The sequence below is a fragment of the Stenotrophomonas sp. NLF4-10 genome, assembly GCF_022359915.1.
GTDB lineage: Bacteria > Pseudomonadota > Gammaproteobacteria > Xanthomonadales > Xanthomonadaceae > Stenotrophomonas > Stenotrophomonas daejeonensis.
Map to the genome: position 1 here is coordinate 2,096,655 of NZ_JAKSEE010000003.1, position 23,943 is coordinate 2,120,597.

The window sequence follows — 23,943 nt, forward strand, 5'->3', positions numbered from 1 at the left end:
GCTCAGGGCGGTCCTTGGACAGCCGTCGAGTCGCGCGTGACCAGGGTCGGAACCATCGTCGCGGCGGGGACGGGCGGCATCGCTGCGCCATCGTCGATCAACTGCAGCAGGTGCGAGGTCGCCCGCTCGCCGAGATCGGCAATGCTGATCCGCATCGTGGTCAATGACGGGTGAACGAAACGTGCCAGCGGGATATCGTCGAAGCCGGCCAGCGCCACCTGCGCGGGCACCTTCACCCCGGCCTGGTTGAAGGCGTACAGGCAGCCGAGCGCCATCATGTCGTTGGCCGCGAACACCGCATCGGGCAGCGGCCCGTCCTGCAGCAGCGCCAGCCCGGCGCGGTGCCCGGAGGCCTCGTCGAAGCCGCCGGGCAGCACCCGGCCTTCCGCGTCCGCGCCTGCCGCGGCCATCGCATCGCGGAAGCCGCGCAGGCGCCCGCGGGCGTCGTGGTTGTGGCCGGGGCCGGCGATGAAGGCGATGCGGCGGTGGCCGAGGTCGAGCAGATGGCGGGTCATGGCCATCGCGCCGGCATGGTCGTCGATCCCGAACACCGGGTATTGCCCGTCCGGCATCGGCGTGTTGATCAGCACCGTGGGCAGCGCCGGCAGGTTGTCCACCAGGAAACCGGGGGCGGCGGTGCCCGGCGACATGACCAGCAGGCCATCGACCCGCCCGCGCATGGCCTGCAATGCGGCGCCCTGCTGCTCCGGATCGCCGTGGTAGCTGGATACCAGCAGGTGCCGGCGGTGCGCACGCGCCACGCCGTCGATGCCGCGCATCAGTTCGGAAAAGAATTCGCCGTGCAGGTCCGGCAGCACCAAGCCGAGGGTCTGGGTACTGCGGCTGCTCAGGCTGCGCGCGGCGGCATGCGGGGTGTAGCGCAGCCGGCGGGCCACCTCCAGCACCGTCTGACGCACCGGCGCGGCGACGTTGTCGTGGCCGTTGAGCGCGCGCGACACGGTGGCGACCGAGACTTTCGCCTCGCGGGCAACATCCTTGATGGTGATTGCCGGTTTCGCCACCGCTGTGCCCTCCGCAGGCCGGGGTCGCGGCGACTGTAATCGTTTCCAACGCAGGTTGTAAACGATTCGTTACACGCTGAAGTCACGAGGAGGACGCATTTTGTCCCGACAAGGACAAATCTGTCTCTCCCTCGCGGACCGTGGATGCGGGGCTTGTCGCATGACGCTCTCCCGGCAAAGCGCCATGCGGGGCGAGCCCCGCATCTACAAGATTGCTTCGCAGGTGCCGGGCTTGCCCGGCACGGGTTTTCCCGGGAATGCCCCATGCGGGGCAAGCCCCGCATCTACAAGACGGGTCAGGTCCCCGCTTCCGCCGGGGTCTGCGCCTTGATCGCCAGCGCATGGATATCGGTCTGCATCATCTCGCCCAGGGCCGCGTAGACCGCGCGGTGGCGCGCCAGCGGCGCCTTGCCGGCGAAGGCCTCGCTGACGATGCTGACGTTGAAATGCCCACGCCCGTCGCGTGCACCGGCATGGCCGGCGTGGCGGTGGCTGTCGTCCTCCACTTCCAGCCGTTGCGGCGCGAAGGCCGCGCGCAGGGCCGCCTCGATCCGCTCCACCCGGCTCACGGCAACACCTTGCGGAACGGGCGCACGTCCACGCGGTGGTAGACGCCGGCGGCAACGTAGGGGTCGGCATCGGCCCAGGCGCGGGCGGCGGCCAGGTCGTCGAAGCTGGCGATCACCACGCTGCCGCTGAAGCCGGCCTCGCCGGGGTCCTCGGCGTCGATGGCCGGGCACGGGCCGGCCAGCAGCAGCCTGCCCGCGTCCAGCAGCGCCTGCAGCCGTTCCAAATGGGCGGCCCTTGCCTGCATGCGCGCGGCCAGCACCTGCTTGCCGTCACGCCCTTCGATCACGTACCACACCGGTCCACTCTCCTTGCCACTGATGAATGCGAAGGCGGCCAGTCTAGCGCCAAGGCTGGACACCGGCGGCCCGGGGCGATTACTCTTTGCAGCATTGCACGCAGCCGGCCCGTAGCGGCCCGGTGCGGCGGCAGGCAAGGCCACCGCCGTCCGACCGTTCCGCCTCCCTCCCCGGCCTGCGTATGACGACCTCCTCGTGATGACGTTGCCGCATTGACCCAGCGGCATGTCGCGTTGTTGATGTGCACGCGCGCCGGCCGGTGCGCACGATTCGCAATTGCTGAAGGCAGGACCCTGCTCCGGGCGGGAACCCGGAACACTAAGGCTCGCAACACCCGATGTCGCCCTGATGACTTCCGAACTCGCGTCCGTCGCGAATCCGCCAGCGCCGCCCACCGCTCCGCAGCAGCAGGAAATGCCGCTGGCGGTGGTGCATGGCCAGCCGGTACTGCAGATCCCGCAGGACCTGTACATCCCGCCGGATGCGCTGGAAGTCATTCTCGACGCCTTCGAGGGCCCGCTGGACCTGCTGCTGTACCTGATCCGCCGGCAGAACCTGGACATCCTCGACATCCCGGTGGCCGAGATCACCAAGCAGTACGTCGAGTACATCAACGTCATGCAGGAGCTGCGCTTCGAGCTGGCGGCCGAGTACCTGGTGATGGCCGCGATGCTGGCCGAGATCAAGTCGCGGATGCTGCTGCCGCGCCCGCCCAGCGAGGACGGCGAGGAAGCCGACCCGCGCGCCGAGCTGGTGCGGCGCCTGCAGGAGTACGAGCGCTTCAAGCAGGCCGCCGAGGACATCGACGCCCTGCCCCGGCAGGACCGCGACACCACGCTGGCGCATGCCTTCGTGCCCGACCGCGCCACGGTGAAGCTGCCGCCGCCGGTGGACCTGAAGGAAATGCTGTTGGCCCTGCACGACGTGCTCAAGCGCGCCGAGCTGTTCAGCGGCCACGCGATCAAGCGCGAGGCGCTGAGCGTGCGCCAGCGCATGGGCGAGGTGCTGGAACAGCTGGAGGATGGCCGGTTCCACCGTTTCGAGAGCCTGTTCACCGCCGAGGAAGGCAAGCTCGGCGTGCTGGTCACCTTCCTGGCGCTGCTGGAGCTGGCCAAGGAGCAGTTGCTGGACATCGTGCAGGAGCACGCCCCCGACGTTCAGGGTGAACGGCAGCCTTTGGCGCCGATCTACGTGAAGTCGCTGGCTTCCGGCAACACCAACGCACCGCTGCAGTTTTCGAGCGAGTTCGACGACAACGACACCCCCGACGCCACCTGAGCCCATCCCCGACACATGGATCAACCGCTGATCAACCGCATCGTCGAAGGCGCGCTGCTGGCGTCCAGCCAGCCGCTGACGCTGGCGCAGTTGCAGGAGCTGTTCCCCGAGGAGCAGCCGGCGCCGCCGGGCAGCGTCGAACGCGCCCTGGAACAGCTGCGCGAGGCCTGCGACGGGCGCGGCGTGGAACTGGTCGAGGTCGCCTCCGGCTTCCGCTACCAGGTCACCCGCGAGGTGCATGGCTGGGTCAGCCGCCTGTGGACCGAGCGCAAGACCCGTTACACCCGCGCCACGCTGGAAACGCTGGCGCTGATCGCCTATCGCCAGCCCATCACCCGCGGCGAGATCGAGCAGGTGCGTGGCGTGGCGGTCAGCAGCAACATCATCCAGGCGCTGGAAGAACGCGAGTGGATCCGCGTGGTCGGCCACCGCGACGTGCCGGGCCGGCCGGCGCTGTTCGGCACCACCCGCGGCTTCCTCGATTATTTCGGCCTGAAGCGGCTGGACGAACTGCCGCCGCTGTCCGAACTGCGCGACATCGGCGAGCTGGAACCGCAGTTGCCGCTGGGCGACGACGGCCAGCCGGCCGCGCCGCTGGCCGCCGGCGCGGGTACGCCGGAAGACGCCGGTACGGACACCGACGCCACCGGTCAAGCCGATGACGATACCGAGGCCACCCCGCCCGCCGGGGATGCCGATGAAGACACCGCCCCCACGGGCGAACCCGACGCCGCGCCGGGAGAGCGCGCGGCGGAAGTGGAAGACACCGGAAACAACGCCGTCGCGACGACGACCGTGGCTGTTGACGAAGCCGATCCCGAACCAGAGGCCGAGCAGACAGATGCCGGCCGGAGCCAAACAGAATGAGTGACACCCCCCGCAAGCTGTCGTTGAACAAGCTCTCGCTCAAGCGCGAAGCCGCCGCCGAACAGCCCAGGCTGGAAGAACGCCTGCACAAGGTGCTGGCGCAGGCCGGCCTCGGCTCGCGCCGTGCGCTGGAACAGCGCATCGCCGACGGCCTGGTCAAGGTCAACGGCGAGACCGCGCAGACCGGCATGTCGGTCAAGAGCGGCGACAGGATCGACCTCGACGGCCGCAGCTTCGTCGCCAGCGCGCTGACCGAGCCGGCGCGCGTGCTGATCTACAACAAGCCCGAAGGCGAAGTGACCACCCGCGAGGACCCCGAAGGCCGCCCGACCGTGTTCGAGGCGCTGCCGACGCTCAAGGGCGCCCGCTGGATCGCCATCGGCCGCCTCGACATCAACACCACCGGCCTGCTGCTGCTGACCACCGACGGCGAGCTGGCCAACGCGATGATGCACCCGTCCTTCGAGGTCGAGCGCGAATACGTGGTGCGCGTGCGTGCCCCGGAAGGCCAGGAGAAGGTGCCGGACAACATCGTCGACCGCCTCGCCCGCGGCGTGGCGCTGGAAGACGGCCCGGCCAGGTTCGACGAGATCGAGCGCATCGGCGGCACCGATTCGCACGACTGGTTCCGCGTGGTGGTCAAGGAAGGCCGCAACCGCGAGGTGCGCCGCCTGTGGGAGTCGCAGGGCTGCCAGGTCAGCCGCCTCAAGCGTACCCGCTACGGCAAGGTCGGCCTGCCGCAGCCACTGCTGCGCGGCCAGTCGCAGGAACTGCCGGCCGCCCAGGTCGAGGCACTGCGCGCCGAGCTGAAGCTGGAGGAAGGCACGCCGTCGGCGCTGACCCTGCAGCCGGTGATCGGCCAGCGCAGGGCGGCCAAGACCACCGTGCGCGTCGGCCGCGAGGGTGGCCACGGCAATGCCTACGTCAACGGCCACAACACCGCCGACGAAGGCCGCGAGCTGCGCCGCTTCGACAATGTGCGCGAGGACCGCGGCCGTGGACGCGGCAAGGGCGGCTTCAAGGGCGGCCTGACCGTCAGTGGCGAAGCGGCGGCCAAGCAGTCGCAGAAGCCGTTCAAGCAGCGCAAGGTCAAGGGTGACCGCAGCCTGCCGGAAGGCAACCCCGCCGCATTCCGTACCTGGTACGTGCCCGAGGGCGTGAGCACCGGCCCCAGCGGCCACCGCAACGCCGGTCCCGGCGCACGCGGCACTGGCCGTCCGGGTGGCGGCAAGGGTGGCAAGCCCGGTGCCGGTGGCGGCCAGAGCCGTGGCGGCTTCGCCGGTCAGGGCCAAGGCCAGGGCAAGGGGCGCGGCCCCGGCGCCGCAGCCGGTGCGCAGCAGGGCCAGCGCAAGCATCCCTATGGGCATCCGGGCAATGCCCCGAGCTTCCCGTCCGACCATGCCACCCCGGCGTTCAGTCCATATGGCGCGCGCCCGGCGGGCGGTCGTCCCGGCGGCGGCAATCGTGGCCCGGGTGGCCCGCGCGGTGGCAACCGCCCGAATGGCGGCCCCGGTGGCCGTCCGCCGGGCGGCGGCAATCGCCGTGGCGGCCCGCGCGGCGGCTGACCCGCATGCGAAAAGAAGCCCCGGAAACGGGGCTTCGTTTCATGCATCTGCTTCTGTGTTTGCAGGAGCGACGTCAGTCGCGACGAAGCTTTTCCGGTGAAGCTCCGGTCGTGACGTCGCTCCTACAAAAGCACAAACAAAAAGCCGTGAACGAAAAAGGCCCGGGAAGAATCCCGGGCCTTTTCGTTTCGCGTTGCCGCTGGATTACTTGATCAGGCGCAGCGCGAACGGGTAGCGGTAGGCTTCGCCGTTGTTGGCCTTCATCGCGGCCAGGATGCACAGCACCAGGTTGGCGATGCCGATGGCCACCAGCATCAGGAAGCCGATCAGCACCAGCGTCAGGATGCCGGAGACGAAGGAGGCGATGATCAGGGTGATCTGGAAATTCAGCGCCTCCTTGGCCTGGTCGGTGACGAAGCCCTTTTCCGGGTTGTCCTTGTTGACCAGCCAGATGATCAGCGAGCCGATGAAGCCGGTGAAGATGCCGAGGATGTGCGCCAGCAGCGCCATCGTGCGCTGGTCCTGCGGCACCTCGCCCTCCGGTGCCGGTGCCGGCGGCGGCGTGGTGAGGTTGTCGAAATCGCTCATGAAACTCCCCTTTTCCTGTTGGTCCGTATGTGGGTGGTGAACTGCAATCTCCCGCGTACCGATCATGCTGGTTCCGCAGCAGCGAAAGGATACTTCAATCGTTGCCCGCCACGGTCATCTTTCCGATCAATATCGAGCCGGTGGCGACGTGCGAGCGCGGATCGACGTCGCTGCCCACCGCCTCGATGCCGGCGAACATCTGCTTCAGGTTGCCGGCAATGGTGACGCCGTCCACGGAATAGGCCACCTGCCCGTTCTCGACCCAGAAGCCGGCGGCACCGCGCGAGTAGTCGCCGGTCACGCCGTTGACGCCCTGCCCCATCAGTTCGGTGACCAGCAGGCCGCTGCCCATGCCGGACAGCAGCGATGGCAGGTCGCCGGCGTTGGCCGCCACCTTCAGGTTGTGCACGCCACCGGCATTGGCGGTGGTGTGCAGGCCCAGCTTGCGCGCCGAATAGCTGCCCAGCACGTAACGCTGCAGCACGCCGCCGGTCACCAGCGCCGAATCGCGGGTGGCCACTCCCTCGCCGTCGAACGCGGTCGAGCGCAGGCCATGGCGCAGCAGCGGTTGCTCGTCGATCGCGAACCACTCCGGGAACAGCCGCGTCCCCACGCTGTCGAGCAGGAAGCTGGCGCGGCGGTACAGTGCGCCGCCGGAAACGGCCGAGAGCAGGTGGCCGACCAGCGAGCGCGCCACCTCGGCGGCGAACAGCACCGGCACCTGCCCGGTCGGCAGCGAGCGCGGTTGCAGGCGGGCGACGGTGCGCTCGGCCGCGCGCCGGCCGATGGCCTGCGGGTCCTGCAGGTCGGCATGGGCGATCGCGCTGCTGTACCAGCCGTCGCGCTGCATGCCGTCGCCCTGCCCGGCGATCAGCGCGCAGCCGATGGAATGGTGGCTGCTGCGCTCGCGGCCGATGAAGCCGTGCGAATTGGCATAGACCGACAGGCTCTGCGCGGTCGCCACCGAGGCCCCATCGGAGTTGCCGATGCGGGCATCGGCCTCGCGCCCGGCCGCCTCGCAGGCCAGCGCCAGGTCGACCGCGTGGCGTGCGTCCAGCGCCCACGGGTGCCAGGTGTCCAGGTCGGGGAATTCGCGCGCCATCAGCGCGGCATCGGCCAGCCCGGCGGCCGGATCGTCCTCGGTATGGCGGGCGATGGCGCAGGCCTGGGCGACGGTGGCGTCGAGGCTGGTTTCCTGCAGGTCGGCGGTGCTGGCGCTGCCCTTGCGCTGGCCGAAATAGACGGTGACGGCGATGCCGCGGTCATGGGTGGATTCGACCGTCTCCACCTCGCCCAGGCGTACGTTCACGTCCATGCCGCGGTCTTCGCTGCAGCTGACTTCGGCCTGGCTGGCGCCGAGCGCACGGGCCTTTTCCAGCAGCCGCTGCGAGATGCCGGCCAATTGCTCCAGCCGTTGCAGGCTGTCGTCGGTGGCGCGGGTTTCGGTGGGGTTGGTGTTCAATGCTTTATCCTTTCGAAAATCCAGCCGAAGCCGATGATTTCCTTCTCCTCTCGGGAGAAGGTGGCGCGAAGCGCCGGATGAGGGTACGGGCGAAGCCTCGCACTACCTGATGGCACGAGGCTTCGCCCGTACCCTCACCCCAACCCCTCTCCCGGAGGGAGAGGGGCTTTCCAAAGCAGGCTGCGGTACACACGAACTTTAATCGAGTAACAAGGCAATGCGCGGACGTGACGAGGAAACCGGCGAATTTTTCAGCGAGAGCCGCAGCCAGAACCGGCGCGAGGCGCTGGAGGTACTGGCGCTGGGCGAGAAACTGGTGGAGCTGACCGCCGCGCAGCTGGCGCGCCTGCCGATTCCCGAGGACCTGCTGGAGCACATCGAGTACAGCAAGCGCATCACCGCGCATGGCGCGCGCAAGCGCCAGCTGGCGTTCCTGGCCAAGCAGATGCGGCGCGAGGACGACGCGGTGCTGGAAGCCATCCGCGACGCACTGGAGGCCAACAGCGAAACCTCCAAGCGCGCGGTGGCGCTGATGCATCGCATCGAGCACGTGCGTGAGCGCTTGCTGGCCGAAGGCGACGCGGCGCTGGCCGAATTGCTGGACGAATACCCGCAAGCCGACCGCCAGCAACTACGTACATTGGTGCGCAATGCGCTGGCGGAAAAAGCGAAGAACAAGCCGCCGCGCGCGTTCCGCGAGATTTACCAGGTGCTGCGCGAGTTGATGCTGCCGGCGCAGGCGGCGGTCGGACTGGATGACGAAGACGCCGGGCACGACGTCGATGACGAGGCCGACGAATCGTAGGTATGGGGCTTGCCCCACACGAGGCTTTCCCGCGGATGCGCCATGCGGGGCGGGCCCCGCATCCACGACAGGCGGCCTACGCCTGCGTACCACCCACGGTAAGCCCGTCGATCAGCAGCGACGGCTGGCCCACGCCCACCGGCACGCTCTGGCCGTCCTTGCCGCAGATGCCCACGCCCTCGTCCAGCGCCAGGTCGTTGCCGACCATGCGCACCTTCTGCATGGTTTCCGGGCCATTGCCGATCAGGGTGGCGCCCTTCACCGGCGCGGTGACCTTGCCGTCCTCGATCAGGTAGGCCTCGGTCGCCGAGAACACGTACTTGCCGCTGGTGATGTCCACCTGCCCGCCGCCGAAGTTCACCGCGTACAGGCCCTTCTTCACCGAGCGGATCATTTCCTGCGGGTCATGCTGCCCGGCGCGCATGTAGGTGTTGGTCATGCGCGGCATGGTCATGTGCGCGAACGACTCGCGGCGGCCGTTGCCAGTGGGCGCCACGCCCATCAGCCGCGCGTTGAGCGTGTCCTGCATGTAGCCGACCAGGATGCCGTCCTCGATCAACGTGGTGCACTGGCTCGGGGTGCCCTCGTCGTCGATGTTCAGCGAGCCGCGGCGGCCGTCGAGGGTACCGTCGTCGACGATGGTCACGCCCTTCGACGCCACCCGCTCGCCGATGCGGCCGGCGTAGACGCTGGTGCCCTTGCGGTTGAAGTCGCCCTCCAGGCCGTGGCCGACCGCCTCGTGCAGCAGCACGCCGGGCCAGCCCGGCCCCAGCACCACCGGCATCACCCCGGCCGGCGCCGGGATCGCGTCGAGGTTGACCAAGGCCTGCCGCAGCGCCTCGCGGGCGAAGGCCTCGGGGCGGTCGCCCGCGAATAATTCCTCGTAGCCGTAGCGGCCGCCGCCGCCGGCATAGCCGGATTCGCGGCGTCCGTCCTGCTCGACGATGACCTGCACGTTCAGCCGCACCAGCGGGCGCACGTCGGCGGCCAGCACGCCGTCGCTGCGCGCGACCAGCACCGTGTCCACGCCGCCGGACAGGCTCACCATCACCTGCTGCACGCGCGGGTCGGCCGCGCGCAGGTAGCGGTCCAAGCGCTTGAGCACCTGGACCTTGGCCTCGTTGCCGAGGCTGTCCACCGGGTCCAGCGCCGGGTACAGGGCGCGGCCGTTGCCGCGCACCAGCGTATTGGCGTTGCAGGTGCCGCCATCGCGCGAGATCGCCCGCGCCGACTGCGCCGCCGCCAGCAGCGCCGCCGGCTGGATGTCGTCGGAATAGGCGAAGCCGGTCTTCTCACCGGCGATGGCGCGCACGCCCACGCCCTGTTCGATGGAGTGCGCGCCGTCCTTGACGATGCCGTCCTCCACGCTCCAGCTCTCGCGCCGCGAATGCTGGAAATACAGGTCGCCGAAGTCGATGCCCGGCCCCAGCAGGGTGCCGAAGGTGCGTTCGAGGCGGTTGGCGTCCAGCCCGGCGGGCAGCAGCAGGCGGGATTCGGCGAGGGCAAGGGCGTTGTCGGTCATGGCACCAGCATGGGGATGATGGACGGGCGGCACAAGCCGCGCGGGGGTCAGTGCGTCGCGGGCGGCGGTGACCAGTGGCGGCGGAACATCAGCGCGTGCACGCCGCAGACCCAGGCCAGCGCCGCGCACCAGCCGCCGAGGATGTCGGAGGGGTAATGCACGCCCAGGTGGACGCGCGACAGCCCGACCAGCGGCACGAACAGCACGGCGGCCAGCAGCGCCGGCCAGCGCCAGCGCGTGGGCCAGGCCAGGAACACCACGGTGGCGGCCAGCGTCATCGCGCCCATTGCGTGCCCGCTGGGGAAACTGAAGGTGCTCTCCGGCGCGATCGATTCCCACAGGCCCGGGCGCTCACGCTGGAACAGCTGCTTACTGCCGAGGTTCAGCACCGCCGAACCGACGAAGGCGGTGGCGGCGAACAGGGCATTGCGCCAATGCCGCTGCCACGCCAGCAGCGCCACGACCAGCACGTCCAGCGGAATCACGCCCCACTGGTAGCCCAGCTTCGACACCAGCACGAAGAAGGCGTCCAGCGGCGGCGATGCCAGCCCGCGCATGCGCCACAGCAGCGCATCGTCGAAATGCAGCGCTTCGGCCTCGTGGATTTCCTCGGCGAGCATCACGAAACCGGCCAGCGGCAGCAGCAGGCCGACGAACAGCACGGCGATGCGCCATGCGTTGTGGGCCAGCCAGTCGCGCAGGCCGGCGGCCTCGCGGCGCGACTCAGCCGGCGTTGCGCGCATAGCGTGTCTCGACGTAGTCGTCGATCAGCGCCACGAACTCCTGCGCGATGTTTTCGCCCCGCAATGTCACCTTCTTTTCGCCATCGACGAACACCGGCGCGGCCGGTGCCTCGCCGGTGCCGGGCAGCGAGATGCCGATGTTGGCCTGCCGCGATTCGCCGGGGCCGTTGACCACGCAGCCCATCACCGCCAGCGTCATGTTCTCCGCGCCGGGGTGGCTGACGCGCCACACCGGCATCTTCTCGCGCACGTGGTTCTGCACCACCTTCGCCAGTTCCTGGAAGAACTCGGAGGTGGTGCGGCCGCAGCCCGGGCAGGCGGTGACCATCGGCGTGAACGCGCGTTGGCCGGTGGTCTGCAGCAACTCCTGCGCGACGATCACTTCCTGCGTGCGCGGCTGGCCGGGTTCGGGCGTCAGCGAGATGCGGATGGTGTCGCCGATGCCTTCCTGCAACAGCACCGCCAGCGCCGCCGACGAGGCGACGATGCCCTTGCTGCCGATGCCGGCCTCGGTCAGGCCCAGGTGCAGGGCGAAATCGGAACGACTGGCGAGGTCGCGGTACACCGCGATCAGCTCCTGCACGCCGCTGACCTTGGCCGACAGCACGATGCGCTCGCGCGGCAGGCCCAGCTCCACCGCGGTATGCGCCGAATCCAGCGCCGAGCGGATCAGCGCCTCGCGCAGCACGCGCGCGGCGTCCAGCGGCTGCGCAAGGCGGCTGTTCTCGTCCATCAGCTTCGCCGCCAGCGACTGGTCCAGCGAGCCCCAGTTGGCGCCGATGCGCACCGGCTTGTCGTACTTGATCGCGAATTCGATCAACTGCGCGAACTGGGTGTCGCGCTTCTTGCCGAAGCCGACGTTGCCGGGGTTGATGCGGTACTTGGCCAGCGCCTCGGCACAGGCCGGCTCGCCGGCGAGCAGCTGGTGGCCGTTGTAGTGGAAATCACCGATCAGCGGCACGTCCACGCCCATCATCCGCAGCTTCTCGACGATGCGCGGGATGGCCGCGGCCGACTCGGCATTGTTGACGGTCAGCCGCACCATTTCCGAACCGGCGCGCCACAGCTCGGCCACCTGCTTGACGCTGGCGGCGACGTCGGCGGTGTCGGTATTGGTCATCGACTGGACGACCACCGGGTGGCCGCCGCCCACTTTCACCCCGCCGATGTCCACGGCGTGGGTGATGCGGCGGGGCCAGGCGCTGGCGTCGGCGGGCGGTGTCGGGCGGGTGACGGCGTCGTGCATGGCGCGCATTTTAGCGCGCCGCTTCCGCCCGCGGCATGAACCCCGCGCGGCGCGGGCCGCAAGCGCATACGATAGTACGGATGGATTCCCCGGACACCTCCTTCCTGCGCACCCTGTGCAGCCTGCGCTGGCTCGCCACCGCCGGCCAGGCCATCGCCATCGTCATCGCCACATGGCTGCTGGGGCTGGACCTGCCGCAACTGCCGCTGTGGAGCGGGGTCTGCGCGCTGGCGCTGTTCAACCTGTACGTGCAGCTGCGCGTGCACGGCAGCAACCCGGCGCCGCTGACCGCCTTCGGCCACATCCTCGTCGACGTCATCATGCTGACCTGGATGGTGGGCTGGAGCGGCGGCATCGCCAATCCGTTCGGCTCGCTGTTCCTGATCCTGATCGCGCTGGCCGCCCTCGCCCTGCCCCGGCGCTGGACCCACGCGGTGGCCGCCACCTGCGTGGCCGGCTATGCGGCGAGCGCGGCGTTCGGGCGGCCATTGCACGGCGGCCATCTCGACGCGGTGCACCTGCTGCTGTGGGGCACGGCGACCAACTTCCTGCTGTCCAGCGTGGTCGTGCTGGTGTTCGCCACGCGGCTGGCCGCGGCATTGCGCGAGCGCGAGAACCAGTTGGCGCTGCTGCGCGAGCGCTTCGTCCGCAACGAGGGCATCGTCGCCCTGGCCACCCACGCCGCCTCGGTAGCGCACGAGCTCAACACGCCGCTGGCGACGATGACCCTGCTCACCGACGACATCGCCGAGCAATGCGCCGACACCCCCGAACTGCGCGACGACCTGGAAACCCTGAGCGGGCTGCTGGTGCAATGCCGCGAACGGGTGCTGGCGCTGGCCGCGCCGGCCGAAGGCGCGCGCAACCGCGCCCGCACCACCATCGGCAACGTGCTGGAGCAATGGCGGCTGGTGCGGCCGACCGTCCAGCTGCAGCGCAACGCCGACGCACCGCTGCAACTGACGCTGGACGCCAGCGTCGGCCACCTGCTGCAGGTGCTGCTGAACAACGCCGCCGATGCCGGCGAACAGGCCGGGCAGGCGCAGGTAGACCTCGACATCCGCGTGCACGACGGTCAGCTGCACGGGCAGGTGCGCGACTATGGCCCCGGCTTCAACGCCAACCAGGCCGCCCTGCCCGGCACCCTGTTCAACAGCGGCAAGACCCACGGCATGGGCGTAGGCCTGGCGCTGTCGCATGCCACCATCGAACGACTGCATGGCGAGTTGTGGATGCGCCCGGCCGAAGGCCGCGGCACCCGCGTCGGCTTCCGCCTGCCCCTTGCCAACCTGGAAGCGAACGCATGACCGACCTGCCCACCCACGGCCTGCTGGTCGATGACGACCCGCTGTACCTGCGCACCCTGCAACGCAGCCTCGCCCGGCGCGAGATCGAGACCGTCACCGCCCACGACATCGCCAGCGCGCTGGAACAGGCCACGCAGGCGCCGCCGGCCTTCGCCCTGATCGACCTGAAGCTGGGCAGCGAATCCGGGCTGGCGCTGATCCAGCCGCTGCGCGAACTGCGCGCGGACATGCGCATCCTGCTGGTCACCGGCTACGCCTCGATCGCCACCGCGGTGGAGGCGATCAAGCTCGGCGCCGACGACTACCTGCCCAAGCCGGCGACGGTGCAGATGATCCTGCGCGCCCTCGGCGAAACCGACGAGGACGGCGGCGAGGAGCACGAGGAAGTCGAGCCCCCCGACGCGATGACCCCGATCAGCCGGCTGCAGTGGGAACACATCCAGCAGGCCCTGCACGAAACCGGCGGCAACATCTCCGCCGCCGCGCGCCTGCTCGGCATGCACCGCCGCTCGCTGCAACGCAAGCTGCTCAAGCGGCCCAGCCCGGAGCGCGATCCGAACCGCTGACGGCACCCGTCTCCGGTGCAGGCGGGTGCCGCCGCGGAGCGCGCGGCTCAACCGCGCTGGACCGACACCCCGCCATCGACCCGCATCGCGCTGCCGGTGACAAACGAGGATGCCGGCGATACCAGGAACAATGCCGCGGCCGCGATCTCCTCCGGCCGGGCCAATCGCCGCAGCGCATGCAGGCGCGCGACCGCGCCCAGCGCGGCCTCGTCGGGGTTCATCTCGCGTGCCATCGGCGTGTCGGTGCCGCCGGGCAACAGCGCGTTGACCCGCACGCCGGCCGGCCCGAACTCGGTCGCCAGCGCATGCACCAGGCCGATGACGCCGGCCTTGCTCGCCGCATAGGCGGCCGTGCACGGGAAGCCCGTGGTGTGCCCGACGACGGTCGAGGTGAATACCAGGCTGCCGCCATTGCCATTGCGCAACAGTGACGGAATCTGGTGCTTCGCGCCGAGGAAGGCGCCGGTCAGGTTGACGTCCAGCGCGTTCTGCCAGTCGTGCAGCGCGACGTCGGGCGTGGGCTGCAGCGGCCCGAGCGTGCCGGCATTGTTGAACGCCGCGTCGAGGGGGCCATAGGTTTCCTCGGCATGCCGCACCAGCGCCTGCGCATAGGCCTCCTCGCGCACATCGCCGGCCAGCCAGGTGGCCGAACCTCCCTCGGCCCGGATCCGCGACGACAGCGCTTCCAGCCTGTCGCCACGCCGCGCGCCGAGGACCACGCGTGCGCCCTCGGCGGCGAACAGCAACGCCGTGGCGTGGCCGATGCCGGAACTGGCGCCGGTGATCAAGATGGTCTTGCCGTGCAATGCCTTCATGTCCTGCTCCTTGGTGATGGAGTGCGGAGACTGGCCGGCAACCGCGCGCCGCGCTCGCCGGTATCAGACCTGGCAGTGGCGGCGGAAACGACGAAGCCCGGCGTGCGCCGGGCTTCGTCGTTCAGCAGTTGCCGTGGATCAGGCGGCCACGGTATCGGCGACTTCGCGGTATTCCTCGATCTGGTCGAAGTTCATGTAGCGGTAGATGGTGTCGCCGTTGGCGTTGATCACGCCGATGTCCGCCATGTACTCCTCCTTGCTCGGGATGCGGCCCAGGCGCGCGCAGATCGCCGCCAGCTCCGCCGAACCCAGGTACACATTGGTGTTGCGGCCCAGCCGGTTCGGGAAGTTGCGGGTCGAGGTCGACATCGCGGTGGAACCTTCGCGGATCTGCGCCTGGTTGCCCATGCACAGCGAGCAGCCGGGCATCTCGGTGCGCGCGCCGGCGTTGCCGAAGGTGCCGTAGTGGCCTTCCTTGGTCAGCTCGCTGGCGTCCATCTTGGTCGGCGGCGCGATCCACAGGCGTGTGGGCAGATCGCGCTTGCCTTCCAGCAGCTTGGCGGCGGCGCGGAAGTGGCCGATGTTGGTCATGCACGAACCGATGAACACTTCGTCGATCTGCGCGCCGGCCACTTCGGACAGGGTCTTCACGTCGTCCGGATCGTTCGGGCAGGCCACGATGGGTTCATGCACGTCGGCCAGGTCGATCTCGATGACCGCGGCGTATTCGGCGTCGGCGTCCGGCTCCAGCAGCTGCGGGTCGGCCAGCCACGCTTCCATCTTCTCGATGCGGCGCGCCAGCGAACGGGCGTCGGCATAGCCCTCGGCGATCATGTTCTTCAGCAGCACGATGTTGCTGTTGAGGTACTCGATGATCGGCTCCTTGTTCAGGCGCACGCTGCAGCCGGCGGCCGAGCGCTCGGCCGAGGCGTCGGACAGTTCGAACGCCTGCTCCACCTTCAGGTCCGGCAGGCCTTCGATTTCGAGGATGCGGCCGGAGAAGATGTTCTTCTTGCCGGCCTTGGCCACGGTCAGCAGGCCCTGCTTGATCGCGTACAGCGGGATCGCGTTGACCAGGTCGCGCAGGGTCACGCCCGGCTGCAGCTGGCCCTTGAAGCGCACCAGCACCGACTCGGGCATGTCCAGCGGCATCACCCCGGTGGCGGCGGCGAAGGCGACCAGGCCGGAGCCGGCCGGGAACGAGATGCCGATCGGGAAGCGGGTGTGGCTGTCGCCGCCGGTGCCGACGGTGTCGGGCAGCAGCATGCGGTTGAGCCAGCTGTGGATCACGCCGTCGCCCGGGCGCAGCGAGATGCCGCCGCGGGTGGAGATGAACTCCGGCAGGGTGTGGTGGGTCTTCACGTCCACCGGCTTCGGGTAGGCGGCGGTGTGGCAGAACGACTGCATCACCAGGTCGGCCGAGAAGCCCAGGCAGGCCAGGTCCTTCAGCTCGTCGCGGGTCATCGGGCCGGTGGTGTCCTGCGAACCCACCGAGGTCATCTTCGGCTCGCAGTAGGTGCCCGGGCGCATGCCCTTCCCTTCTGGCAGGCCGCAGGCGCGGCCGACCATCTTCTGCGCCAACGAGTAGCCCTTGCCGGTATCGGCCGGCTGCACCGGCAGGCGGAACAGGTCGGTGGCCGGCAGGCCGAGGGCCTCGCGCGCCTTGGCAGTGAGGCCGCGGCCGATGATCAGCGGGATGCGGCCACCGGCGCGCACTTCGTCGAACAGCACGTCGGACTTGACCTGGAATTCGGCGATCACCTCGCCGTTCTTCAGCGCCTTGCCTTCGTACGGGCGCAGCTCGACGACGTCGCCGTGCTCCATCTTCGACACGTCCAGCTCGATCGGCAGCGCGCCGGCGTCTTCCATCGTGTTGTAGAAGATCGGCGCGATCTTGCCGCCCAGGCAGACGCCGCCGGCGCGCTTGTTGGGAATGTACGGGATGTCGTCGCCCGTCCACCACAGCACGCTGTTGGTGGCCGACTTGCGCGAGGAACCGGTGCCGACCACGTCGCCGACGTAGGCGACCAGGTGGCCCTTGTCCTTGAGGTCGAGGATCTGCTGGATCGGGCCGCGCTTGCCGTCTTCCTCCGGCTGGAACGGGGCGTCCGGGCGCGCGTTCTTCAGCATCGCCAGCGCGTGCATCGGGATGTCCGGGCGGGTGGTGGCGTCCGGGGCCGGCGACAGGTCGTCGGTGTTGGTCTCGCCCGGCACTTTGAACACGGTGATGGTCAGGCTCTGCGGCACTTCCGGCTTGCCGGTGAACCACTCGGCATCGGCCCAGCTTTGCAGCACGGCCTTGGCGTTGGCGTTGCCGGCCTTGGCCTTCTCTTCCACGTCGTGGAAGGCGTCGAACACCAGCAGCGTGTTCTTCAGCGCATCGGCGGCGATGGTGCCCACCTCGGCGTCGTCGAGCAGCTGGATCAGCGGGGCGACGTTGTAGCCGCCGAGCATGGTGCCCAGCAGTTCGGTGGCGCGCGCGCGGCTGATCAGCGCGTTCTTCTCGCTGCCGAAGGCGATGGCGGCCAGGTACGAGGCCTTGACCTTGGCGGCGTCATCGACGCCGGCCGGCACGCGGTGGGTGAGCAGGTCGAGCAGGAACCCGGCCTCGCCGGCCGGCGGGTTCTTCAGCAGCTCGATGACGTCGGCCGTCTGCTGTGCGGACAGCGGCAGCGGCGGGATGCCGAGGGCGGCGCGCTCGGCTACGTGGTGGCGGTAGGCTTCCAACATGACAACTCCCGGTGGTACGGACAGGTAAAGGATGGGGCTAGGCTTGCGGCACGATCAGCTTCAAGCCCTTGAAGTAGTCGCGGTAAAACGTGTCGTTCCAGGTGATCAGGCCGTCGCATTGCAGCAGTGCGTGCGAGCCGACCATGAAATCGTCGATGCGGCGGGTGTCGCCGGCGTTGCGCTGGCGGTGGCGGCGGTGCATCTCGCCGGCGCGCAGCGCGGATTTGGCTTCCAGCGGGCTGAAATGGATGCCCATTTCCTCCAACGCCTCCTGCACCTGCGCGCCGCCGCGCAGCGAGGCGCAGATCTCGGCCAGCGTGGTGCCGCAGACGACCACGCGGCCGCCGACCAGCGCCTGCCGCAGGCAGGATTCCACCGCGTCGGCGCGCGCACCGTCGCTGAGCAGCTCGATCAGCACCGCCGAGTCGATGGCGATCATGCCTCGCCGGCCTCGTCGCGGACGGTGCGCACGGCGGCTTCCGCGGACTCGAAGCCATCCAGCGCGAACTTGCCGCGGGCACGGGAAATGGCGTCGTCCACGCTCTTGCGCAGGATGATGCGGCTGCCGTCCAGCTCGACCTTCAGCAGCGTGCCCTTGGTCAGGCCCAGCGCGTCGCGCACGGCCTTGGGCAGGGTGATCTGCCCGCGTTCGGCTACGGTGGCTTCCATTGGCGGCCCTCCAAAGTATGCGAAAATTATACATACTTTCACACGCATACCCTGACTGAATGCCGGCTGGCGCATGGATTCCATGGGTGCGATGGCCCGATGGGTGCGGACCGTTGGCCCGATCCGGCAATACCCCGGCTCCACGCACCGCCGCCACGACCAGCGGTCGGGCGCTACCGCCGTCGTAGGTGCCGGGCTCGCCCGGCACGGGGCTTTGCCGGTGAAGCCCCCCATGCGGGGCAAGCCCCGCATCTACGGCTGCGGGTTTTGCCGGCCCTACCTCGAACGCAAATTGGCCCGGTAACGGCGGCTGCACGGCAGCACGGTGGCGTCGCGCAGGTGGACGCGGGCATCGCCGCTGTCCAGCGGCTCGATCGAGGCCACCTGTGCGAGGTTGACGATGTAGCTGCGGTGGATGCGCACGAAGCGCTCCGGGTCGAGCCGCGCCTCGATGCCGGTGATGGTGCTACGCAGCGGGTAGTCATGGCCGCGCACTCGCAGGTTGACGTAGTTGCCGGCCGCCTGCAGCCATTCGATGTCGGCGGCGGCGACCAGGAATTCGCGGCCGAGCTTGCGCACCAGGAAGCGCTCGGGGCGCTCCACCGGCTCCACCGGCGGGCCCTCGTCGGGCAGCGACAGCAGCATGGCCTCGCCCTGCAGGCGGCGCAGCAGCAGGCGGTAGCCCTCGATGGTCAGCACCATGCCGGCGTAGGAGCGCACGTCCTTCAGGTATTCGTAGCCGGACTCGCGCCACCACGATCCGAAGTCGTAGCTGTCGCCGACGCTGGCATAGGCCAGCTTGCGGATCGCGACCATCCCGGCCACATGCAGGACTGACCAGGCCAGGCTGCCCAGCAGGTGCAGCGGCAACAGCCGCCGCCAGTCATCCAGGTGCAACGGGAAGCGGCGGGTGAACCAGACCACGGCCGGCACCAGCGCCAGCGCCGTCACGGCAGAGCTGGTTTCCCACACGACCGGCTGCCAGGCGCTGAAATCCAGATGCCCCCGGCGCACGTCCATGTTCACGGTGATGCTGTTGGCCAGTGCGCCGACGAGGTACTGGACGACCCAGAACCCGATCTCGAAGGAGCGACGCCACGGCCGGTAGCGCTGGTACAGGTTCGGGGGCGTCGGATCCATCCGCGCATTGTAGGGGCGGGCCTGCGCCGCCCGCCCCCGGCTCGTCCCTTCTATCCACGACTTGTCCCAAACCCTTGTCGCACGGTCACTTCCCGGTGGCAGGACGGCCCGCGAACGCGAACGCTGGCGGCACTCCCGCTACCGGCCCTGCCGCATGCAACGCCGCCACGACATCGACGCCCTGCGCGTCATCGCCTTCTCCCTGCTGATCCTCTACCACTCGGCGATGGTCTACGTGGCCGACTGGGACTTCCATATCAAGAGCACGTACCAGGCCGAATGGCTGCAGTACCCGATGATCGCGCTGAACCGCTGGCGGATGTCGCTGTTGTTCATGATCTCCGGCATCGCCCTCGGCCTGGCCGGGATCGAAGGCCGCCGATGGCGCTTCGCCGGATCGCGCAGCCTGCGCCTGCTGCTGCCGCTGGCATTCGGCATGCTGGTGGTGGTGCCGCCGCAGACCTTCTTCCAGATCATCGCGCAATACGGCTACACCGGCAGCCTCGCGCACTTCTACCCGCTCTACCTCACCCACGGGCTGTGCCGCGCCGGCCAGTGCATGCTCACGCCGACCTGGAACCATCTGTGGTACCTGGCCTACCTGTTGCCCTACACCCTGCTGTTGCTGGCGGCGGTTCCACTGCTGCGATGGGTGCGGGAACGGTTGGGGAATGCGGAGCCCACGCGGCTGTCGGCCGTTCTGTTGCTGGTGCTGCCGATCCTCTGGCTGCTGGGCGTCCGCCTCTGGCTGGCCCCGCATTTCCTTGAAACCCATGCCCTGTTCGATGACTGGACCGTCCATGCGGAATCGCTGCCGCTGTTCCTGCTGGGCTACGTGCTGGCGACCCGCACGGGGTTCTGGAACTGGGCGCGGCGGCTGCGCTGGCGAACGCTGGGGGTGGCGATGGTGGCGATCGGCGTGGAACTCGGCCTGCGCTGGCTCGGCCATCACCCGCCCGCCGGGCCGATGCCGGAATGGGCACCGCACGTCCCGTGGTACACGATCGAGCGCATCGCCCGCGTCACCTACACGTGGATGGCGCTGCTGGCGATCTTCGGCTGGGGCCGCGCCCTGCTCGACCGCCCGTTCCGCTGGCTGCCCTATGCCAGCGAGGCGGTGTTCTCCTGGTACATCCTGCACCAGACCCTGATCGTCGCCCTCGCCTACTGGCTGATGCCGGTGAAGCTTGGTGCGGCCACCGAAGCCTCGCTGGTGGTCGCAGGCACGGTTGCCGGCTGCCTGCTGCTGCACGAATGCCTGATCCGCCGCACCGGCTGGCTGCGGCCCTTGTTTGGCCTCAAGCGAAAGCCATCGCCCCTCCGCAATCCGCAGGTTGAGCCGATACGACTTGCCTCGCTCCATACGGAGGAATGATGGCCCGGCCGTTGGTCGGTTGCGACAATGCCCCGGCGCCGCGCACCGTCGCCACGACCAACGGTCGGGCGCTACCATCTTCGTAGGTGCCGGGCTTGCCCGGCACGGGGCTCTACCGGTGAAGCCCCCATGCGGGGCAAGCCCCACCCTATGCTGGCGCGCAGTGCTCGACGATCAACTGGATCGCGCCACCGCCACGGTAGTCGTCGCTGACCAGCCGATAGGCCAGGTGCACGTGGCGGCCCGGATCGTTGCCGGTCCAGCCGCCGAAGTGGATGGCGTTGAGCGGCGCGGCCATGCCCGGCAAGCGCAGCTCCAGCTTCAGGTGGCGCTCCTTCAGCACGCGCCACTTCAGCACCTCGAAGTGGCCGTCGAACAAGGGTTCGGGAAAGCCCTGCCCCCACGGGCCGGCCAGACGCAGCGCCTCGGCATGGCGGAAGTCGAGTTCGGCCGCGGACAGTTCACCGTCGCTGAGCAGTTGCCGTTGCAGCGACGCCGGGTCCAGCGTCGCCAATACCTGCTGCTCGAATGCGCTGCGGAAGGCGTCCAGCCGCTCCAGCGGCAGGCACATGCCCGCGGCCATCGCATGGCCGCCGAACTTGTCGATCAGGCCGGGATGGCGCGCATCGACCGCCGCCAGCGCGTCGCGGACATGGAAGCCGGGAATCGAGCGCGCCGAACCGCGCAGCATCGCCGCGCCGGGTTCGGCCGGGGCGAAAGCGATCACCGGGCGGTGCAGCCGGTCCTTCATCTTCGAGGCGACCAGCCCGACCACGCCGGGATGCCATTCGGCGTCGAACAGACACGCAGCGACCGGACATTGGCCATCGTCGGCCAGCAAGGCGCGTGACACCGCCAGCTCGGCGTCGTCGGTCATCAGCTGCTGCATCGCGCGGCGTTCGCTGTTGATTTCCTCCAGCAGCGCGGCGATCTCGCGCGCCTGCGCAGCATCCTCGGTCAGCAGCAGTTCGATGCCCAGTGCCATGTCTTCCAGCCGCCCGGCGGCGTTCAGGCGCGGCCCCAGCGCGAAGCCGATGTCGCTGGCGGTCAGCCGGCGCGCATCGCGGCCGCTGGCCTCGATCAGGGCGCGCAGCCCGACGCAGCCCTTGCCGGCGCGCAGGCGGCGCAGGCCGGCGGCGACCAGAGCGCGGTTGTTGTCGTCCAGCGCAACCAGATCGGCGACGGTGCCGACCGCGACCAGGTCGAGCAGGGCCAGCAGGTCCGGCTCGGGCTGGTCGGCGAACGCGCCCTGTTCGCGCAGGTGCCGCCGCAGCGCCATCAGCACGTAGAAGATCACGCCGACGCCGGCCAGCGCCTTGCTCGGGAAGGCGTCGCCGCCGAGGTTGGGATCGACGATGGCGTCGGCCGGCGGCAACTGCTCGCCGGGCAGGTGGTGGTCGGTGACCAGCACCTGCCAGCCCAGCGCCTTGGCCGCGGCGACACCGGCATGGCAGGCGATGCCGTGGTCGACGGTGACCAGCAGGTCCGGCTCCAGTACGGCCAGTTCGGCCACCAGCGACGGCGACAACCCGTAGCCGTGCACCATGCGGTTGGGCACCGCGTGCACCACGTCGCGCGCGCCGAGCAGGCGCAGGCCGCGCACGCCGACCGCGCAGGCGGTGGCGCCATCGCAGTCGAAGTCACCGACGACGAGGATGCGCTTGCCGCCGGCGATCGCGGCGGCAAGCAATTCCACCGCCGCCGGCATGCCGCCCAGCAGTTCCGGCGCATGCAGTCGCGCCAGCTTCGGCTGCGCCTGTTCCGGCGACAGCGCGCCACGCGCGGCGTAGATACGGCGCAGCAGCGGCAGGGTCTGCTCGTCCCATTGCCCGCCCTCGACGCTGGCGCGGCGGACGATCTTCAACGCGTCAGTCATTGGCCAGCGTCGCCAGCGGTTTCTTCCAGAAGCGCCAGCGCTGGCCACGATGGATGCGGTATTGCGCGCCATCCTCGAAATCCAGCCGCAGTTCGCGCAGTTCGCCACGGGCGATGGCGTCGAGCAGCGGCGTGATGGCATCGCGGGTGAGTTGTTCCAGCGAACGCAGCTGGCGCAGGTCCACCAGCGCATCGACGGCATGCTCGCCATCGACGCGCACGCCGGCCAGCTGCGCCAGCGCCTGCAGCAGCGCGTCGCGGCTGCGTACCTGTGCGTGCCCGGTCTGCACCGATCCGGGCAGACGACCCGCGCCCCAGAACCACAGCGAGTTGACCGGACGTTTGCCCTGCGCGCTACGCTGTTCATTCCACGGATGCTGGTGCAGCAGCACCTGCGCTTCGGTCAGCAGGCTGCGCCAACGGCGGCCGTGCTCGCCTTCAGGCAGGTGTTCGAACAGATCGTCGCCGAGCACGGTTTCCGGCGCGGCGAATGCAGGCAACGGCGTGTCGTCGGGCAGGCGCAGGTACCAGCGCGAGGGCGTGGGCGCGTCGAGCCGGAAACCGAAGCCGGCGAACAGCGGCTGCAGGGCCGGCACCAGCGCATCCACGTCGTCCTGCTCCAGCCGCAGGGTTTCGGCCGATGCCATCAGGCGCGCGCCCTGCATGTCCGGCGCCACGTTGGCCGGGTCGGCGCGCAGCCACAGGCTGTCGCCGGCGTCGTTGGCATCGTGTTGGCGGGTCAGCGCGGCGGCGGACCATGCCTGCGGACGCACGTCGAAATGCCGGCGCAGCTGCGCCGGTTCGCCGGCTTCGCCTTCGCTGTGGTCAGCACGACCGAGGGCATTCGCCACCTGTGCCGGCAATGCACCGTTCGGGAAACGGTTGCGGGCGGGAAGCAGCAGGGTGGCTTTGGCGTGGGTCATGGCTGGCTCTGCTTCCCGTCGGGACACTCAATGTAGATGCGGGGCTTGCCCCGCATGTGGCGTCACCGGGAAGGCGTCGTGCGGGGCAAGCCCCGCACCTACCGGATCAATCAAGGTATTCGACGCTGACGATCTCGTACTCGCGCTGGCCGGCCGGGGCGTCGATGGCGACGCTGTCGCCTTCCAGCTTGCCGATCAGCGCCCGCGCCACCGGCGAGGAAATGGCGATCAGCCCCAGCTTGATGTCCGCCTCCAGGTCGCCGACGATCTGGTAGCGCTTCTCCTCGTCGGTTTCCACGTCGGCCAGCGTCACCGTGGCGCCGAACACCACCTTGCTGCCGGCGTTGAGCTTGCTGATGTCGATGACCTCGGCATGCGACAGCTCGCCTTCCAGCTGCTTGATGCGGCCTTCGATGAAGCCCTGCTCCTCGCGCGCGGCGTGGTACTCGGCGTTCTCCTTCAGGTCGCCGTGCTCGCGCGCCTCGGCGATCGCGGCGATCACCTTCGGCCGCTTCACCGACTTCAGGTGTTCGAGCTCTTCGCGCAGGCGCTGCGCGCCTTTCAGGGTGATGGGGGCTC

Annotated in this window: 23 protein-coding genes; 7 read left to right on the forward strand and 16 right to left on the reverse strand. The window is 69.4% G+C overall.

Going from position 1 to position 23,943, the window contains the following annotated elements; all coding sequences use genetic code 11:
- Positions 1 to 2: 2 nt before the first annotated feature.
- The 3 genes from MIC98_RS09835 to MIC98_RS09845 form a co-directional block, all read right to left on the reverse strand.
- The gene (locus tag MIC98_RS09835; protein WP_239737034.1) at positions 3 to 1,022 is read right to left on the reverse strand and encodes a LacI family DNA-binding transcriptional regulator; all 1,020 of its coding nucleotides are present in this window, start codon (positions 1,020 to 1,022) and stop codon (positions 3 to 5) included.
- Positions 1,023 to 1,318: 296 nt separating this feature from the next.
- Positions 1,319 to 1,591: a BolA family protein gene (locus MIC98_RS09840; protein WP_057641630.1), complete on the reverse strand. Its 273-nt coding sequence runs from the start codon at positions 1,589 to 1,591 to the stop codon at positions 1,319 to 1,321.
- A complete protein-coding gene (locus MIC98_RS09845; RefSeq protein WP_239737035.1) occupies positions 1,588 to 1,887 on the reverse strand; it encodes a YciI family protein in 300 nt (99 codons plus the stop codon). The genes MIC98_RS09840 and MIC98_RS09845 overlap by 4 nt, the downstream gene beginning before the upstream one ends.
- A 349-nt stretch (positions 1,888 to 2,236) precedes the next feature.
- Between MIC98_RS09845 and MIC98_RS09850 the strand changes: the two genes are divergently transcribed.
- From MIC98_RS09850 to MIC98_RS09860, 3 genes are read left to right on the forward strand one after another with little or no spacing between them, the layout of a single operon-like run.
- On the forward strand, positions 2,237 to 3,166 hold the full coding sequence (locus MIC98_RS09850) for a ScpA family protein (RefSeq protein WP_239737036.1): 930 nt from the start codon (positions 2,237 to 2,239) through the stop codon (positions 3,164 to 3,166).
- Between the two features lie 15 nt (positions 3,167 to 3,181).
- On the forward strand, positions 3,182 to 4,033 hold the full coding sequence (scpB, locus tag MIC98_RS09855) for an SMC-Scp complex subunit ScpB (protein WP_239737037.1): 852 nt from the start codon (positions 3,182 to 3,184) through the stop codon (positions 4,031 to 4,033).
- Positions 4,030 to 5,598, forward strand: coding sequence for a pseudouridine synthase (locus MIC98_RS09860; RefSeq protein ID WP_239737038.1), 1,569 nt, complete (start codon positions 4,030 to 4,032; stop codon positions 5,596 to 5,598). Before scpB ends, MIC98_RS09860 begins: the two co-directional genes overlap by 4 nt.
- A 204-nt stretch (positions 5,599 to 5,802) precedes the next feature.
- On the opposite strand, the gene MIC98_RS09865 is transcribed toward MIC98_RS09860, so the two are convergent.
- Together MIC98_RS09865 and pmbA are read right to left on the reverse strand one after the other, a co-directional pair.
- A complete protein-coding gene (locus MIC98_RS09865; protein ID WP_239737039.1) occupies positions 5,803 to 6,186 on the reverse strand; it encodes a DUF4870 domain-containing protein in 384 nt (127 codons plus the stop codon).
- 94 nt (positions 6,187 to 6,280) lie between these two features.
- Positions 6,281 to 7,648, reverse strand: a complete 1,368-nt coding sequence (pmbA, locus tag MIC98_RS09870) for a metalloprotease PmbA (RefSeq protein WP_239737040.1) — start codon at positions 7,646 to 7,648, stop codon at positions 6,281 to 6,283.
- Positions 7,649 to 7,865: 217 nt separating this feature from the next.
- On the opposite strand from pmbA, the gene yjgA reads away from it, so the two are divergent.
- Positions 7,866 to 8,453 (forward strand): ribosome biogenesis factor YjgA, encoded by a 588-nt coding sequence (gene yjgA / locus MIC98_RS09875; protein WP_239737041.1) that lies wholly within the window; start codon positions 7,866 to 7,868, stop codon positions 8,451 to 8,453.
- Positions 8,454 to 8,529: 76 nt separating this feature from the next.
- Here the strand turns inward: yjgA and tldD are convergent, their stop codons facing one another.
- From tldD to ispG, 3 genes are read right to left on the reverse strand one after another with little or no spacing between them, the layout of a single operon-like run.
- Positions 8,530 to 9,975 carry a metalloprotease TldD gene (gene tldD, locus MIC98_RS09880; protein WP_239737042.1) on the reverse strand — a complete coding sequence of 482 codons (1,446 nt, stop codon included), beginning with the start codon at positions 9,973 to 9,975 and terminating at the stop codon, positions 8,530 to 8,532.
- Positions 9,976 to 10,022: 47 nt separating this feature from the next.
- Positions 10,023 to 10,718 carry a phosphatase PAP2 family protein gene (locus MIC98_RS09885; protein ID WP_239737043.1) on the reverse strand — a complete coding sequence of 232 codons (696 nt, stop codon included), beginning with the start codon at positions 10,716 to 10,718 and terminating at the stop codon, positions 10,023 to 10,025.
- Positions 10,699 to 11,964 carry a flavodoxin-dependent (E)-4-hydroxy-3-methylbut-2-enyl-diphosphate synthase gene (gene ispG, locus MIC98_RS09890; RefSeq protein WP_239738123.1) on the reverse strand — a complete coding sequence of 422 codons (1,266 nt, stop codon included), beginning with the start codon at positions 11,962 to 11,964 and terminating at the stop codon, positions 10,699 to 10,701. Before ispG ends, MIC98_RS09885 begins: the two co-directional genes overlap by 20 nt.
- Before the next feature lie 80 nt (positions 11,965 to 12,044).
- Between ispG and MIC98_RS09895 the strand changes: the two genes are divergently transcribed.
- Both MIC98_RS09895 and MIC98_RS09900 read left to right on the forward strand, forming a co-directional pair.
- Entirely contained in the window at positions 12,045 to 13,271 is a 1,227-nt protein-coding gene (locus MIC98_RS09895; protein ID WP_239737044.1) for an ATP-binding protein, read from the forward strand.
- Positions 13,268 to 13,837, forward strand: a complete 570-nt coding sequence (locus MIC98_RS09900) for a response regulator transcription factor (RefSeq protein ID WP_057641641.1) — start codon at positions 13,268 to 13,270, stop codon at positions 13,835 to 13,837. Before MIC98_RS09895 ends, MIC98_RS09900 begins: the two co-directional genes overlap by 4 nt.
- A 47-nt stretch (positions 13,838 to 13,884) precedes the next feature.
- On the opposite strand, the gene MIC98_RS09905 is transcribed toward MIC98_RS09900, so the two are convergent.
- From MIC98_RS09905 to MIC98_RS09925, 5 genes are all read right to left on the reverse strand, one after another.
- Positions 13,885 to 14,652, reverse strand: coding sequence for an SDR family oxidoreductase (locus MIC98_RS09905; protein ID WP_239737045.1), 768 nt, complete (start codon positions 14,650 to 14,652; stop codon positions 13,885 to 13,887).
- A 138-nt stretch (positions 14,653 to 14,790) separates the two neighbouring features.
- Positions 14,791 to 17,382 carry a bifunctional aconitate hydratase 2/2-methylisocitrate dehydratase gene (gene acnB / locus MIC98_RS09910; protein WP_239737046.1) on the reverse strand — a complete coding sequence of 864 codons (2,592 nt, stop codon included), beginning with the start codon at positions 17,380 to 17,382 and terminating at the stop codon, positions 14,791 to 14,793.
- Positions 17,383 to 17,419: 37 nt separating this feature from the next.
- On the reverse strand, positions 17,420 to 17,821 hold the full coding sequence (locus MIC98_RS09915; RefSeq protein WP_057641644.1) for a type II toxin-antitoxin system VapC family toxin: 402 nt from the start codon (positions 17,819 to 17,821) through the stop codon (positions 17,420 to 17,422).
- A complete protein-coding gene (locus MIC98_RS09920) occupies positions 17,818 to 18,051 on the reverse strand; it encodes an AbrB/MazE/SpoVT family DNA-binding domain-containing protein (protein ID WP_239737047.1) in 234 nt (77 codons plus the stop codon). The genes MIC98_RS09915 and MIC98_RS09920 overlap by 4 nt, the downstream gene beginning before the upstream one ends.
- A 276-nt stretch (positions 18,052 to 18,327) precedes the next feature.
- Positions 18,328 to 19,191: a LytTR family DNA-binding domain-containing protein gene (locus MIC98_RS09925; protein ID WP_239737048.1), complete on the reverse strand. Its 864-nt coding sequence runs from the start codon at positions 19,189 to 19,191 to the stop codon at positions 18,328 to 18,330.
- 154 nt (positions 19,192 to 19,345) lie between these two features.
- Between MIC98_RS09925 and MIC98_RS09930 the strand changes: the two genes are divergently transcribed.
- Positions 19,346 to 20,566, forward strand: a complete 1,221-nt coding sequence (locus MIC98_RS09930) for an acyltransferase family protein (protein ID WP_239737049.1) — start codon at positions 19,346 to 19,348, stop codon at positions 20,564 to 20,566.
- Positions 20,567 to 20,714: 148 nt separating this feature from the next.
- Here MIC98_RS09930 and recJ read toward each other — a convergent pair whose 3' ends face one another.
- The 3 genes from recJ to greA all read right to left on the reverse strand — a co-directional run bounded on the left by recJ (position 20,715) and on the right by greA (position 23,935).
- Positions 20,715 to 22,442: a single-stranded-DNA-specific exonuclease RecJ gene (gene recJ, locus MIC98_RS09935; protein ID WP_239737050.1), complete on the reverse strand. Its 1,728-nt coding sequence runs from the start codon at positions 22,440 to 22,442 to the stop codon at positions 20,715 to 20,717.
- On the reverse strand, positions 22,435 to 23,364 hold the full coding sequence (locus MIC98_RS09940) for a phosphoglycerate mutase (protein ID WP_239737051.1): 930 nt from the start codon (positions 23,362 to 23,364) through the stop codon (positions 22,435 to 22,437). The genes recJ and MIC98_RS09940 overlap by 8 nt, the downstream gene beginning before the upstream one ends.
- A 106-nt stretch (positions 23,365 to 23,470) precedes the next feature.
- Positions 23,471 to 23,935 carry a transcription elongation factor GreA gene (greA, locus tag MIC98_RS09945; RefSeq protein WP_211258206.1) on the reverse strand — a complete coding sequence of 155 codons (465 nt, stop codon included), beginning with the start codon at positions 23,933 to 23,935 and terminating at the stop codon, positions 23,471 to 23,473.
- Between the last annotated feature and the right edge of the window lie 8 nt (positions 23,936 to 23,943).